Genomic DNA, 15824 nt, shown 5'->3' with positions numbered 1-15824 from the left:
TAGTTGAAAATCAAACAGATTACACTCTGTTATTTTTTAGTACTAGAGAGTAAGTACATGTAGGTCTTATATATAATATAATATTTCTATATCATGCAGAATATTGTAATTTCATGTTATGTCGTTAGAGTTATTGTTCGTCTTGGGTTTACTCTGACCTGATCGGAGTAATCAAAAGCTCAGCCGGGCTCCGTCCCTCCACTTGATTGAAGGCTTCTCGCAACTGCTTTGGGTGGTTGGTGATCAGGCCATCCACTTCATTGGGTACGGTCAGCGCAAGTTCTTTGGGCGGCTCTGCGGAACGGTAGAGCACTTGAATGTGCTTCGTCTTTAATGCCTTTAAGGTCTCCTCGGTGGCATTAAATCGTTCGATCACAATCGTGTCTACTGGCAATGCCGACAGGTCCCCAAGTGCAAAATCGGCAATATACCCAGTAGAGACCGTTGGGTTATGGCGGTGGATATCAGCCAGCAACGAGTAATCAGTACTCAGCAACGTAGCCTCTGCGAGGGTCGATTCTTGTTCAAGCACATCAATAAGCGCATAGCTATCGTGCGCTGTGATGTGTCGAGGAAGAACCACAAATACCCTTGCCTGTCCTTTGGCTACTTGGGTCACGATGGATAAGGCCGTACCATCAGCTAAGCCCCACTGTCCCTTGCCATCATTCCTGGCATCAACAACAATTCCGGTTGCGCCATGCTGAATACTCTCGGTGATTGCCTGGATGGATGGTTCCACACCGAGGTCATTTTCGCGGTGATTGGCAATGATACTGATTGGCTTTCGATCCACAATCACATCATCAATACGGACAAATGATGTATAAAACCCAACCCCATTTCCTAGAAATGCCATAAGGAGGAGGGCAGTTACAAAGAACTTTGGGTAGGGCGTAGGTGAGGCGGTGCGTTCTGGGAGATAGGTCAGATCAAACCCCAATGGGGCTGTTGCGGTTTCATCCGTTTCAGGTGGTGTGTGGTATGTGATGAACTGTTGGGTGCTATTTCGTATCTGAAGCGGGAGCAAGATGAATACCAATACCCCATTTGCTTGAATGGCACCAACAACCCCAATGAGTGAGATAAATGATCGGAGTTTGGCCGTTACTGCTGCTCCCTGGTAGGCCGATAACACGAACGCGGCAAGAAGGACAATGCCAGCACCAATGGCCACAGTTTTACCTGAACGTGTGATCGTTTCTTTTGCCAAATTGAGGCCATTTATCCACATGAACTTCATTGAACGTGTCATCCCTTGCCATGGGGTTGCATAGTCCAACAGGATGTAGTGGAACGTAAACATCAAGAAGTAGCTGAGCACCATAAATCCAATGACAGCCACGGCATAGGCATTGGAATAGCTTGAATTTGCTTGGATGACCTCTTGGATATCAACAGGAAGAGCGAATTGCCGAAGTGGCCCGATGGATAACCCAACACCACTAAGAGGAACGATCAATCCCATATACGCAATGAGCAATACCGTAGATGGAACGAAGTAGCGTTGAGATGCTCGGATGGCTGCTCCCAATGTGGCAAACACCCCGGGTTGCCCACCACGCAACACACGTGTTGCTTCCATGATAATGAACGCTGAAATCTCGGTTGCGATAGCAAGAACAACGAACATGCTCAAAAGGACTATAACCACAATCCCTTGTGGGCTAAATGCAAGAGAAAGTAAGTCATCTCGTCCGACAATGGGTTTACCCACACTTGCAATCGTTGTGTTGATGCCCACACGAATAACTGGCAAGACACCAAAGAGCAACAATACTTTTGTGACGATGTGGTAACGCACATACAACCAAAGGTCAGCCCAGAGACGACTTGCCATATCAGGAGTCTGGCGAGGTGTAACAGTTGACTGTGGTTCTGTAGTCTGACCTGGCATTGAACCTATCCTAAACGACGGTGACCAGGCCATCTGGCGGGTGATTACTGCACAAGATTTCGTAACCCATCATACCAGGTACGGGCTGCGGCATAGTCTGCGTCTGATTCACCTTGGGGCTTAGATGGTGATGGCGTGCCATCTGCTCGCGCAACCGAGCCAAGGACGCGGATATCACCAACGTGACGATGAACAGCCCGAAGTGCATTCCCGACGTGGTTATCTTCTACATGGCCTTCAAAATCAATGAACATGGCATAGTCCCCAAATGCACGTCGTGTAGGGCGACTCACAATGCGGGTCAAGTTAATACCACGGCTAGCGAAATGGCTGAGGACAGACAGGAGTTGGCCAGCTCGATCATTATCCAAGAACACGACGATAGAGGTTCGGTCGTGGCCACTCAGGGGAGGGAGGGACCGGCCAATAAGTGCAAATCGAGTGGCGTTAGTGTGAAGATCTTGGACAGGTGCCGCCACAATCTCTAAGCCCAACTGCTCGGCTAATAGCGCATTCCCAAGAGCAGCTATAGAAGAATGTGCCCCTGCGTCACGCACCTGAGTAGCTCCTTCAGCGGTTGAAGCCACATCAATGAGGGCTGCTGAATCAAGGTGTGTATCCAGCCACTGTGTGCATTGTCCGAGTGCAACTGGATGGGAACGCACCTCAGTTATTTCATCAAGTACGGTTCCTGGGAATGCAAGCAGCGCCATCTCTATAGGCACATCCGTTTCAGCTTGCATATACACGCCAGGAGGTCCAAATCCAAGCAAATCCAATGTTGCCGTTACTGCTCCCTCAACCGCATTTTCAATGGGCACTACACCCGCATCAACATGCCCATTTCGGACCGCTTCGATGACCGCCCGAATAGATGGAAGCGGAGATAGCGGCTGTCCAGGCTGTGCAAAGCGCATCGCGGCCAACTCAGTGAACGTACCGGCCGGACCTAAATGCGCAAGGGGTTTAGGTTGTCCATCTGTAACCGTCTTCATGATGGGCGTGTCCTACCCCTGGGGAGTGCCGTCCAATTCATCATCATCGCCATACCCGGCCATCGGGGCTGCACGGTGAGGTGCCGGTGTGTTGTGATCGAGTACTTCGATGTAGTCACCGGTGTCATTAAGGTCGCGTGGTGCTTCTGTTTCTGCTGTTCGATCAGCACGACTGACGGCAACCTGAGTTGAGCTTCCCGAAGGCCCTAATGCTTGTTTGGTGCGGTTTCGACCGGTATTCATGGCCTGGTCAATTGCGGCGCCCTCCTCACGAGAAAGGTGGTGGCTCGACCCCCCAGCACGCACTGGCTTGGCATAGGTTCGGGTTTGTTGTCGACCGTTCATTGCCGTAACCACGATGCCGTCACCATGTTCATCAAGCAGGGCGGCCGAAAAACTCAAGCGACCACCCATATCATCAAATGCGTCATAGCGAACAACACCGACTCGGCTCAAAGTTTTAGAAATCAGGCTGCGTAGCTGGCGGTTTTCTGCACTCATACCAGCCACTTCATCTCGGAGGGCTTCAACTTCTGTGATATGGGTGTCAAGCAACGTAATAACGTCTTCCTTGCGACCCTTCGAGAAGCGCCGGTAGGCAGCCTTGATCCGTTGCTCACCTTTAATGGCCTTCAAAGCCATCGCTAAAGATGCGACGCTGAGCAATATTGATATAACGAGCAGGATAAGGGTGGTTTGGTCCATCTGGCTCCTCCGGGGGAAACTTGGAGCGTATGTTGTGGTACTTACAGTGTGAACGAATGGGTTGTGAACTTACATGCCAATCTGGTGATGAATTAGTACGCCTTAGCAACGATTGCTAACAAGCCTGCTTCGTCACGGCTGCTTGGTTGTTCACCATTCTCGTGGATAAGGCACCGTACCGTCCATGCATCTTCGGCCAGGGTCGTTTCGCCGTCTTCGCCGAGGTTTGCCCACGGAATGCGGTAAAAGCCTGCGTAATCACGATCGACAGCATCTGCCGTTTCAACGTCCACGGTGCGTTCGCGCAGACGGGTTGCACTGGCTTCCTTTAACCGTGTTTGCATGACATCTAGCTCTTGTGTCAGTGCCCCTTCAAGCTCAGTGATTGAAACGCTCTTTTTGCCGTCGCTAAGGTCTCGAACCGCATAGGTGACCTTCTCCTCGGCGAGATCTCGTGGCCCGACTTCAACCCGTACCGGAACGCCCTTTAACTCCCACTCTGTTGCCCGACGGCCAAATCCTTGTTCGGTACGAATATCAGCATGAGCGCGGAGACCAGCGGTGCGAAGCTTGGCTACAAGATCATGGGTTGCCGGAACAGTTTCTTCCTTGATTGCAATAACCACAACCTGTTCAGGTGCCATCGCCGGGGGGAGAACCAAACCGTTATCGTCACCGTGGCTCATAATCAGCGCACCGATTGTGCGCGTACTCAAACCCCAGGAGGTCGTCCAAGCGTGGCGCAACTGGTTGGTTTCGTCGGTAAAGGTGATGTCGAACGCTTTGGCGAACTGTTGGCCCAAGTTGTGACTCGTTGCCATTTGAAGGGCTTTACCGTCTTTCATCATCCCTTCATGGGTCCACGTCAGATCAGCACCAGCGAATGTCTCGCGCTTGGTCTTCAGCCCGGCAAAGGAGGCGATAGCCATGTGATTGTTGAGTACATCTGCATAGATGTCCATATGAGCCATTAAGGCTTCGGCTTGGGCATCTTCATTGGTAGCGTGGGCTGTATGTCCTTCCTGCCACCAAAACTCACTGGTGCGCAAAAACAGTCGAGGACGCATCTCCCAACGCACAACATTGGCCCATTGGTTAATGAGTAGCGGTAAGTCACGATAGCCCTGAATCCATCGGCTCATCGCATCGCCAATAACCGTTTCTGACGTTGGTCGCACCACAAGTGGCTCAGCGAGTTCACTCCCACCCGCATGGGTCACCATCGCCAGTTCAGGGCTAAACCCCTCTACGTGGTCGGCTTCTTTTGTAATGAAGCTATTAGGGATAAACATAGGGAAGGCGACATTGTGGTGGCCTGTGGCTTTAATACGCGCATCAACTTCTGCCTTCACACTCTCCCAAAGGGCGTACCCCCACGGTTTAATAATCATGGTGCCGCGAACCGGACCGTTCTCGGCTAGGTCCGCTTTGGCAACAACATCTTGGTACCAGCGAGGGAAATCTTCGGATTGAGGGGTGAGGACGCGCTTTGACATGCCTGCAAGAGTAGACCGCTGAGTGGAAAGGGGCCTCAGCTAACTACAAACAGATTGAAAGAAATGGCAACCTAGGAGATGTGACCAATCAGCGAAGCCAATCATCATTACAAGATCTAACCCGCGTGAGTGCCAATCATGACCGAGGGGGAATGCCGTTCCCGAATGGCTTTCGGATGTGCTTTTTGTCGTCAGGTAGTCCTGATGCGGAGTCTTCACATGCCCATTTAATCGCACGATATGGCAATGTCGATCCAGGTGAAGCTGATGTGCTCGTTGTGCTTGGTGGAGATGGGTTCATGCTTGAAACGGTTCACAAGTATTTACATCTCAACATTCCGGTATTTGGTATTAACCGGGGCACGGTTGGTTTCTTGATGAACCGATGGACGGTGGGTGATATTCGTCAGCGCATCCAAGCTGCCCAGCCAGAGGTCCTGTATCCGCTGAAAATGACCGTTACCAAAAAAGATGGAACCGTGGTTGAAGCCCTAGCATTTAACGAGGTTTCGCTCTTGCGTCAGGAACGTCAGGCAGCCAAGCTCAGTATTCGTGTAAATGGAGCGGTACGCCTCCACAGGATGATTTGTGACGGCCTTATCGTGAGTACCGCCGCTGGTTCCACCGCTTATAACCTCAGTGCCTATGGGCCGATTATTCCCATTGGAACACCGCTACTGGCGGTTACCCCAATTAGTGCATTTCGTCCTCGTCGTTGGCGCGGCGCATTGTTGCCCGACACGGTTGATATTGAGATAGAAGTACATGAATATGAGAAGCGGCCGGTCAGTGTGACTGCCGACCATGAAGAGGTCCGCGATATTTCACATGTGCAAATAGAGCAGCATCGTGAAGATGCCATCACGATGCTCTTTGACGCCGATCACAACCTTGAAGAACGTATTTTGCGCGAACAGTTTATGCCCATATAGCGGGCAATCTGATGCTGTAACACGAGGTACTTGGAATAGTCCTGCCCGTATGTACAGTTAATTTTTCGCAATCATTTAGTTCCCTGAAGCGTCTTGTATGCACACTGGGAGAGGGCACGTAACGCCCGACTTCCCCGATTCAATGGAGTCCACTGTGCATACCTACTTCTCGACACGACCCTGGCACGCGGTAGCTGGAGTGGTGGCTGCGGCGCTGCTTGTAGCCGCAAACCCACTGACCTATTTGCCTGCTGACGCTGCGCCAGCCGCAACGAAACGCATCGCTGGTGACACCCGTTTGGCTACTGCTGCTCGTGTCGCCGAGGAGGCATTCCCCGGAGGAACTGACTGGGCAGTTATCACTGGTGCCGACGACTGGCATGCCACACTTGGCTCTGCTGCACTCGCCGGCCAGCTTAATGCTGCACAGCTCCTTGCGTGGCCAGACCGCCTTGATGAAACCGCCAAATCTCTCGACCGTTTGGGTGTAAAACGCATCATCATTGTGGGATCGATTTCCGAGGTGAGTGGTGCGGTGGAGCGTCAACTCCGTGAGAAGTTCATCGTTGAACGGCTTGCACCCACGTCACTCGGTGACGATAGCTATTACGAACTTGCCCGTCAGCTCACAGCGCGCACCATAATGGCTGCAGGCGGCCAAGCCGTGAACACGCCAGGGGTCATCCCAACAACAGACAATCCCACCGGTGCTGCCACGCCATCGCCTTCAGCATCTTCGTCACCATCAGCAACACCAACGCCATCACCTTCTGCCCGTGCAGCAAGTGACTCCGCAGTCTTACCGTCTACCGGTAAAGCACAAGAAGACAATACTGAAGACGGTAATGGTGCAGCCAACCCCACACAAGGTGGCCAGGGAAGTGGGGGAGCATCCACCGATGCTTCCACCGAACCAGAACCGGTTACCACGAGTGAGTCATCTCCAGCTGAAGACCAATCGGCATTCCTCAACCGCCCAAGTACACCGGTATGGAATGTGCCCAATACCTTTGCCAAGGTAAACGGTAAGCGGACAGTCTTTATTGCAAGTGGTAATGCTTTCCCTGATGCCCTTGCCGCGTCTCCTCTGAGCTACCGTGATCACATTCCCGTGCTCTTTGCCGACGCGCCAGGCAAGGGAGTGCCTGAACACACCCTGTTGGCTATCGAGGCCTATCAGCCAGAACAAATCGTGGTGCTGGGGGGAACGAGTGCGATTAGCCAAGACACCGTTACTGCATTAAGTAAGGCGGGTAAGGCTACTCAGATTGTTCGTCTTGCCGGAGCTGAACGTGTGGCCACGAGTGTTGAAGTTGCGCAATGGACGATCAGGCAGGCTGGCTTTGACCCACACACACTGAGTATTGCCCGAGGTGACGCCTTTCCCGATGCAATGACATCAGCCCAATTCGCGGCGCACCATCGTTCTCCCATCGTGTTGTCTACCGCGCCTAAGTATCTCACCCAGGTCCCTGTACAGTTTGCGTTAAAGCAATGCCGTGCGATTGACCGTGTTGTGGGCTTTGGCGGAAACTCCGCATTGGATGAAACCGTTCTCAAGGCAATGGCCAGTGCGGCTGGTTGTACTCGTCCGTCATCATTGCCTCAGGTAGTACCCAACCCGTCAACACCGAAACCAAAGCCAACAGCTACGACAACACCTGCACCAACCCCTTCCCCAAGGCCCACCGGTTCTCCCTCACCACGACCGAGTAACCCACCATCAGGGTCTGCAGATCCGTTCAAGCAAGTCGTGATGTCTAAATGGAGGATCCACCCCGAGGTCAATCGTCAAATCCGTCAGAACATCAGTGGTATGCAAGATCGGATTTCAACTTTGTCGGTGCTTTCCCTCCAAGGCACCCGTGATGGGTCAAGCCTCCCGCGCCAGGTGAACTGGGGCCTATTCGCCTGTAACCAAGTACGCCTTGACGGTAATGGCGTACCAATCTTCTCCGACACGAATAATGACGGTGTGGCTGATGGCCTTGGCCATGCCTCAAACGAAGGTATTGAGATTACGGGTATCAACGGGCGTAACGTTGCCAATGGCAAACTCCTTATTAACCAGCCAGTTACATCAGGCCTGACCAATGCTGTGTTGACATCTGGAATTGATGACTGCGCGTGGGTTGCGGCATTTGATCCGGCGGATGGTAACAAGATCCGTGTCGATAACGAGGGGCGCGCAACAACTGCCCTTGGACTTGGTTGGTTGCAGATTGGTAACGGTCCCAAGCCAGGTGAGCAAGCACCTAAGGAAGTTAACCCCAAACACATTTACACGGTGACACCTGAAAACTCGACAAAGCGAGCCGGAGATAGTGTTGAGCTAACCGTCAAGCGTAAGGATGGGAAACCAGTGAGTGGCCGACTTAGTGTTGTGGCATTGCCATGTAAGTCGGTCACGGTTGGTCAGGGTGATGTGCTCGTGAAGCCGGCATCAAACGATCCGCGTGCTGGAGCTGGCTATGGCAATACCGATACCAATGGTGCCAATGTTACGCACTTTATGGGTAAGCCAGATAGTCAGCCACGCCGGGTGTTTAGTGCCTCACCCGTCAATGGGCAGTACCGCTTCACAGTTCGATCACCCAAGGCCGACTGTGGTGCCTTTATGGCTATCAACGGGAACGGTAATGGCAAGCTGGACCTAGATGCCGCTGGTCGTCCTGTTGAACTCTTCGGTGTTGCTACCGTCCGCTGGACAAATTAAGACTCAATGTATTCGTGACCTACCCAGTCACGTGGCATAACGAATTAAGCTGTTGTGGTGTTTGTGCCACAGCAGCTTAATTCTTCTCCCGTCCTTGTTATTGATGGCAATGCGGTCGTTCATCGTGCCTTTCATGCTCGTATTGGGAAGTGGGCACAAAACACGTCGGTGGTTCAGGCTAATGACCATACCCGTCGTGAAGGTCTTAGCGGGGTACTGACGCTCTTAGCGGATATCGCTAATCAGGTTCAACCAGGGGCAACGGTGGTTGGGTTTGATACACCTGGTGGCAGTTTCCGCTGTAATGAATGGCCGGCCTATAAGGCCCAGCGGCCACCCAAATCTGATGCCTTACGTGACCTGTTGGCGCGGACCCCAGAGCTGCTTGATGCGCTCGGAATCAGCGTCGAATGTCACGATCCTTTCGAGGCAGACGACGTATGTGGTTCAGTGGCGGCTAATGCTGAAGGCCAAGGCCAGCACTGTGTAATCGCCACCGCGGACCGAGATGCCTTTGGGCTGATAACGGGATATACCCGTGTATTGCATCTTTCTCCAGGACTTGGTAACCACGCACTGATTGATCGAGACAAGTTGTACGCCAAATATGGCGTACAAGCGAACCAATACACCCAGTTCGCTGCTCTCCGTGGTGACCCTTCGGATAATCTGCCTGGTGTCAAAGGTATTGGGCCAAAACGGGCAGCTCAGCTTTTACAGCGTTATCCCACGATTGAGGATGCTATTCATGACCCCACCGGCTGCCTAGATGTACTTGGTGCTCGCCTCGGCAAAGCCCTGCTCGACGATTGGCACGATGAGCACTCAATGACACGAAGAAATATTGCATTGATGACGATTCAGACGAACGTCCCCATTCGCCCAGAAACCTATGCGGACCGTGCACCTGTTGACCAGGTACAAGCTGTATTGGAAGATAATGGCTTAGGCGCAATGGCCTGGCGGACGTGTCTGGCGTTCGGGGAACCAGGTGAACATCCACCGCTGCCTGATGAGCCATGGCCGTTAGCCTTTGGTGACGAGATTATTTAACGCTGTATAGGAACACTGTGTAAGGAGAAGCCGATGAGCGAACCAACCGCCTCCAAAGCTGGTGGGCTAAGTGCTCGCCACATTAATTTTTTTGCCCTTGGCGGCGCAATTGGTACCGGTCTTTTCCTCGGTTCAGGCAACGCAATAGCTACCACCGGACCCAGCGTGGTTCTCACATACTTCTTATGTGGCCTGGCCATTTTTATCATGTGCCGCAGCGTCGGTGAAATGGTTCTTGAACATCCAGATACAGGGGCGTTTAGCTCCTATGCGCGACGGTACCTTGGTGCCCTACCTGGTTTTTCCTTGGGCTGGTCCTATGCCATTTTGATGCTCATCATTGCCCTGGCGGAAATTGGGGCGATTCCTATCTATATGGCCTTCTGGTACCCCGATGTGCCCTCATGGATCTGGGTACTCGTCACCATCATCGGTATGGGGCTCTTAAACGCGGCTCCAGTACGTATTTTCGGTGAAACTGAATTTGCCATGACCCTTGTGCTTGTCACAACAGTCATCCTTTTACTGATCGGAGGACTCGGCCTCGCCATCTTTGGGCTAGGTATCCACGACCCAGCAACGAATATTCCCAATCTTGTTGGCAACGGGGGGCTATTCCCCAATGGGATTGTTGGGTTTGCAACCAGTTTTGCGGTAGTCCTCTTTGCATTTGGCGGAACTGAAGCGATCGGATTGACTGCTGCGGAAGCAGATGACCCCAATACCGCTATTCCGAGTGCCGTGAACCAAGTGCCTTGGCGTATCGCACTGTTTTACATCGGTCTTATCGCCCTAACTGTCGTTATCCAACCATGGAATACCGTTACAGAGGACGCATCTCCATTTGTTCAATCCATGACTGACCTTGGATTGACCTGGGCTGCTGGGGTATTCAACGTTGTTATTTTGCTCGCCGCACTATCAACTATCAACGCCGTACTTTTTGCTTCTGGCCGGATGATTGCTGGTCTAGCCGATGACGGGCTTGCAAGTGCAGCGTTGGCGCGCCGCAACAGTCGCGGGGTGCCGGTGGTCAGTGTATGGGCGCTCGTCACAGTGATGATCGTGGCGTTTGTATGGCACTTGATTAGCCAGGTGCCCTTATTCCTCCCTGCGGCCACATTGGCGGCATGTACGGCTGTCGTGTGTTGGATTCTTATCGTGCTCAGCCAAATTATTGGTCGAAAGCGCTACACCAAAGCGCCTCGATTCCCTGCGCCGTTCTTCCCGTATGCTCAGTATGTGGCGCTCGCGTTCTTTGTGTTGATGCTGGTTCTTATCGCCGTGACACGCCCAAGTGCCTTTGCTATGTCAATGGGATTACAGGTGGTGTTTGCCGTGGTGTGGTATCTCCGTTTTCGGACTTCAGGGCCGGCTATCGCAACCCCCTCAAGTAGATAGCGTGTGCTTGTCTGGCTCAAATGGTTGTGAACGAATTACACTGCCTGTGTGATTGATATTAAAGCGCTGCGCGCGAACCCAGAGATGTACAAGACCGGCCTGGCTCGTCGTGGGGTGGGTTCTGAGGTCATTGACCAGCTTCTCGCCAATGATGAACAACGCCGTGAGCTCATGACCAAAGAACAGACGTTACGAGCCGAAAGCTCAGCGTTTTCGAAGCGAATTGGTAAGGCAAGTCCTGAGGAGCGCCCGGCGCTCATCGAACAAAACCGTGCCTTGAGTGACCAGGTAGAAGCGCTCAAAGCGCAAGTTGCCGCCTTTGAGGCAACTCAACAGGACATTCTGGCTACCTTGCCAAACCTAGCGCACCCCGACGTCCCTGACGGTGGTGAGGATGACGCAGTTCAATTATTCACATTTGGGACTAAACCTGCGTTCGATTTTGACGTGAAAGACCATGTTGAACTCGGTACTGCACTGGGCATTTTAGATATTGAACGTGCGGTAAAGGTTGCTGGTAGCCGTTTCGCCTTTTTATTGGGTGATGCGGTGTGGCTTGAGTTTGCTCTTGTTGGACATGCGATGAGTGTCATTGAGTCCTATGGGCACAAACCCGCAATCCCACCAGTTTTAAGCCGTGCGGAGAGTCTATTTGGGTCGGGTTTCTTACCTGGTGGACGAGAACAGATTTATCACATCAATGATGATGATCTCTATCTCGTCGGTACTGCCGAGGCCCCATTGGCTGGGATGTTTGCCGACGAGATTCTCAACCCGGAAGACCTTCCGTTGCGCATGGGTGGGTTCAGTACGTGCTTCCGTCGTGAAGCAGGAACCTACGGCAAAGATATGGGTGGACTCTTCCGTGTCCACCAATTTGATAAAGTCGAAATGTTCTCCTGGGTCCTCCCCGAAGACTCATGGGATGAACACGTGCGCCTTCGCGATATCCAAGTTGAGATTCTTGAAGGATTAGGTTTACACGGGCAAGTTGTGGATATTGCGGTAGGGGACTTAGGTGATCCTGCGGCCCGCAAATACGACCTGGAATGCTGGCTTCCTGGCCAGAACCGGTACCGTGAATTGACCTCAACCTCTAACTGCACCGACTATCAGGCTCGCCGATTAGGTATCCGGTATCGCAAGGAAGATGGCTCCACTGAGATTCTGCACACGTTGAATGGCACCGCATGCGCCGTGGGGCGGACCATTATCGCCATTTTGGAAACCCATCAGCGAGCCGATGGCACGGTGGTCTTGCCTGATGCACTTGCTGCCCGAATGGGTAAGGAAGCCCTGGTACCCACCACATAGATAACGCACGTTCAAGTGTTGGCTTGGAAGTGAAAAAACGCTTCTGAACCAACACTTGAACCACGTTTACATCGGTAAACTGGCGTAATGTCACTGGTTTCAGCGCTCAATGAGCTCAAACACCTGCTCAAATCCGTTAATCAAGGTGTAAACATTGTTGACCAGATTGATGACTATTTGATTCCACGACTGAATCGGCTTGATGCACCGCTGCTCGCGGTGCTTGGGGGGTCCACTGGTGCCGGGAAAAGCACCATTACGAACTCTCTTATAGGCCAGGTAGTCAGTGAAGCCGGGGTGTTACGGCCAACCACTCGGTCACCGTTGTTGTTGTGCAACCCTGATGACCAGGCATGGTTCACGGCCGGAGGAGTACTGCCTGAGCTACCAAGGTCAACGGGGGCACGGGGCACGGGAATTGGGCTCCATATTGTCCCGCTGGCTACCATTCCGGCTGGGCTCGGCCTCATTGACGCTCCTGATGTGGACTCCTTTGAGGTTGCCAACCATGAACTTGCTGCACAGCTCTTACGTGCCGCAGACTTATGGCTCTTTACCACCACGGCCGCACGCTATGCCGATGCAGTGCCGTGGGGCTTTTTGGATCAGGCCGCACAACATGGGGTCGCTATCGCTGTGATTATCAACCGGATTCCGCCCGGTGAAACGGTTGAGGTCGTGGTTGAGGATTTTGAGCGCCTCCTCCATGACCACGGTCTTGGCCATGTAACCGTGTTCGCAATCGAAGAACATGGCTTACACGATGGACTCATTACTGATGGGGTTGAGGAGCTGAAAACCTGGATGTGGAATCTGGTTGCCGATGAACAAACCCGTCGCCAGACCATTGGCACAACATTGAACGGCGTGTTGGAGAGCCTCCCGGCGCGCGTCGAAGAAGTAGCCGCCCACTTGGACCGTCAGGCTGATGCGAGAGATCGCCTTGAAACGATCGCTCGGAATGAGTTTGAACATGCAGCCGATTCGGTGATGCTCCAAGCCGGTCGTGGTGTGGCGCTGAAAACAGAAGTGATTGATCGCTTTGTTGAACACGTCGGCACGTCGGGTTGGATGGACCAACTCCAGCGCACAGCAGGACGCTGGCGAGACAAGCTTGTATCCCTGTTTACCCGTGAAGACACGCCTGAAGATCTTGCCGCCCAAGAGATCGAGGGTGGGTTATCACTGATCGTTACACAAACCCTCCTTGATGCCCAAGATCGTGTGCAATCAACATGGGCCGTTGATGAGCATGCACCGACCCTCCCACCCATTGATAGTGACGACTTGAGCGGGCGTGTTGACGCCATGGTTGCCCAATGGCGCAGCGACCTGTTGGCTATGGTTCGTCAAGAGGCCCAAGGGAAGGTTGGGGTTGCTCGCGGGCTGAGTATTGGGGTGAACGCGATTGGGGTTGCCCTCATGCTGGCCGTCTTTTCGTATACCGGTGGGATTACTGGGGGAGAAGTCGCGGTGGCTGGCGGCACCGCAGCAATTGGGCAAGCCATGCTGAGTGCGGTATTTGGTGATCAGGCGGTTCGTAGTTTGGTGAAGGCGGCGGCAGAGGACTTAAAAACGAGGGTGTATGCACTAGCCAATTCCCAAGGCCAGGTTGCAGTCGATGCCTTGGCCGACCTCCCCACCCATAACGACAGTGCCCGCCTACGCTCCTTGGTTGAACAAGTGGCGGTTGAACACCACCGCGAGTTGCCCAGAGGAGGAAACACGGCGTGAATGTTCAAGAAGCGTTAGCCGATGTCGAGGGTGCGATTGCCATTATTCAACGCTATAAACTTGGTGATGTTCAGGATGCGGTTGCTGTCGTTGACCAGGCGAAACGACGACTGGGGTTGAGTCAAGCCCACACGGTTGTAGCACTTGCGGGCACAACAGGGTCGGGAAAGTCAACGCTCTTTAATGCCATCGTGGGTCATGAGGTTGCAACACCTGGAATGAAACGCCCAACCACTGGCGAACCATTAGCTGTGGTATTTGGCGGTTTAGATGAAGCCGGCCCCCTCTTAGATGCGCTAGCAATCAGTAACCGCCACTATCTTGAATACAGCCCCGAGGCGTTGATGGGCTTGGTACTCGTTGACCTCCCAGACTTTGATTCCTTTGCATTGAGTAATCGTGCCCAGGCGGAGCGTTTGATCGGTGCTGTGGATGCCATCATCTGGGTAACGGATCCACAAAAATATGCTGATGCCAGTTTGCACCAAGACTTTTTACAACCTATGCGCGGCCATGCTGCTGTCTTAGATGTTCTGTTGAACCAATGTGATCGTCTTTCATCAGATGAGGTGGCCACCGTAATGGCCGACTTGGCCCGTCTCCTCCGGGCTGACGGGCTAGAACAGGTTAAGCCACTGGCCGTTAGTGGGCTTACTGGTGATGGTATTCCTGCCTTGCGAAACCGAATTGGCCAGCGTGTTCGAGCCCGTGAAGCGATGGTGCAGCGGGTGCTGACTGACCTCCACCAGACACGTGCCCAACTCCCTGGCGCCGATAGCGTCAAGAACCCCCACGTACTTGAACAGCCGGTGGTGCTACAGGCGATGATTCCTGATCTAGCGGCAGGTATTGGGGCTGTCCAAGTAGCTGATGCGGTCAAGGCACAAACCCGTCGTGATGTATTTTTACAAGCAGGGTGGCCACCGATGCGATGGCTTGAACGATGGCGAAAGATTCCTGTCACCACAGTTATACGGCCCACCGTTTCACCCATGGCGAGTGCGCATGTAGCGAAGGCAATGCGAGCCGTTGCTGCCCCAATCGAAGCGGCAACAGGGCCGGTTTGGCGCCCTGCAGTTAAGGCGCTTGTTGACCAGGCACGTGAACCGGTGTTGGCTGGCCTTGACCAGGCGGCTTCTCGTACGCTCAGTCTGCCAGAAACGATGCCTTGGTGGGTGCGTGCCCTCAATGCAAGCCAACTCATCGGCATACTCGCGGTAGTACTGGGAGGTATCTGGCTCATCGGGTTGCGCCTTATCGGTGCGTTCTTGCTTGTGAGTACGGATACGTTGCGTGAAGCTGCACTCCCTATCGGCGCGTTGCCCGCACCTACGTGGCTTGTGGTTATCGGCCTTATTATCGGACTGGTTGCTTCGATGCTTGCGGCTGGTGGTGGGGCACTTCTTGCACGTCAACGAGGTGAACTGGCGACGCGCCAACTATTGAGTGGGATGCATGCGCTGATCAATACCCACGTGACTGAACCGCTTGCTGAATTATCTGCTGCTGCGATTGAACTCCACGAGCTTGAACACCCCGTTCCTTCTCACTCAACGACCATAAGACGGACGTGACCTTAGC

Annotated in this window: 11 protein-coding genes; 7 read left to right on the top strand and 4 right to left on the bottom strand. The window is 53.2% G+C overall.

Annotated features, from left to right (window positions below):
• Positions 1–148 precede the first annotated feature (148 nt).
• From VCU37_RS02580 to proS, 4 genes are all read right to left on the bottom strand, one after another.
• A complete protein-coding gene (locus tag VCU37_RS02580) occupies positions 149–1840 on the bottom strand; it encodes a glycerophosphoryl diester phosphodiesterase membrane domain-containing protein (protein WP_336249069.1) in 1692 nt (563 codons plus the stop codon).
• 101 nt (positions 1841–1941) lie between these two features.
• Positions 1942–2892, bottom strand: a complete 951-nt coding sequence (pheA, locus tag VCU37_RS02575) for a prephenate dehydratase (RefSeq protein ID WP_336249068.1) — start codon at positions 2890–2892, stop codon at positions 1942–1944.
• Between the two features lie 12 nt (positions 2893–2904).
• Positions 2905–3597 carry a DUF4446 family protein gene (locus VCU37_RS02570; RefSeq protein ID WP_336249067.1) on the bottom strand — a complete coding sequence of 231 codons (693 nt, stop codon included), beginning with the start codon at positions 3595–3597 and terminating at the stop codon, positions 2905–2907.
• 92 nt (positions 3598–3689) lie between these two features.
• Complete coding sequence (gene proS / locus VCU37_RS02565; protein WP_336249066.1) at positions 3690–5093, bottom strand: proline--tRNA ligase; 1404 nt, start codon at positions 5091–5093, stop codon at positions 3690–3692.
• Positions 5094–5173: 80 nt separating this feature from the next.
• Between proS and VCU37_RS02560 the strand changes: the two genes are divergently transcribed.
• From VCU37_RS02560 to VCU37_RS02530, 7 genes are all read left to right on the top strand, one after another.
• A complete protein-coding gene (locus tag VCU37_RS02560; RefSeq protein WP_336249065.1) occupies positions 5174–6025 on the top strand; it encodes an NAD kinase in 852 nt (283 codons plus the stop codon).
• A 97-nt stretch (positions 6026–6122) separates the two neighbouring features.
• A complete protein-coding gene (locus tag VCU37_RS02555) occupies positions 6123–8741 on the top strand; it encodes a cell wall-binding repeat-containing protein (protein WP_336249064.1) in 2619 nt (872 codons plus the stop codon).
• Between the two features lie 57 nt (positions 8742–8798).
• Complete coding sequence (locus VCU37_RS02550; RefSeq protein WP_336249063.1) at positions 8799–9794, top strand: 5'-3' exonuclease; 996 nt, start codon at positions 8799–8801, stop codon at positions 9792–9794.
• 33 nt (positions 9795–9827) lie between these two features.
• Positions 9828–11195, top strand: a complete 1368-nt coding sequence (locus VCU37_RS02545; RefSeq protein WP_336249062.1) for an amino acid permease — start codon at positions 9828–9830, stop codon at positions 11193–11195.
• A 48-nt stretch (positions 11196–11243) separates the two neighbouring features.
• A complete protein-coding gene (gene serS / locus VCU37_RS02540; protein ID WP_336249061.1) occupies positions 11244–12509 on the top strand; it encodes a serine--tRNA ligase in 1266 nt (421 codons plus the stop codon).
• An 87-nt stretch (positions 12510–12596) separates the two neighbouring features.
• Positions 12597–14243: a GTPase domain-containing protein gene (locus VCU37_RS02535; RefSeq protein ID WP_336249060.1), complete on the top strand. Its 1647-nt coding sequence runs from the start codon at positions 12597–12599 to the stop codon at positions 14241–14243.
• Positions 14240–15817, top strand: coding sequence for a GTPase (locus tag VCU37_RS02530; RefSeq protein WP_336249059.1), 1578 nt, complete (start codon positions 14240–14242; stop codon positions 15815–15817). The genes VCU37_RS02535 and VCU37_RS02530 overlap by 4 nt, the downstream gene beginning before the upstream one ends.
• The last annotated feature ends 7 nt before the right edge of the window (positions 15818–15824 follow it).

This window comes from Stomatohabitans albus, assembly GCF_036336025.1.
Classification (GTDB): Bacteria; Actinomycetota; Nitriliruptoria; order Euzebyales; family Euzebyaceae; genus Stomatohabitans; species Stomatohabitans albus.
Note: the sequence above shows the minus strand (reverse complement) of the source record. Positions and strands in the feature narration are given on the sequence as shown.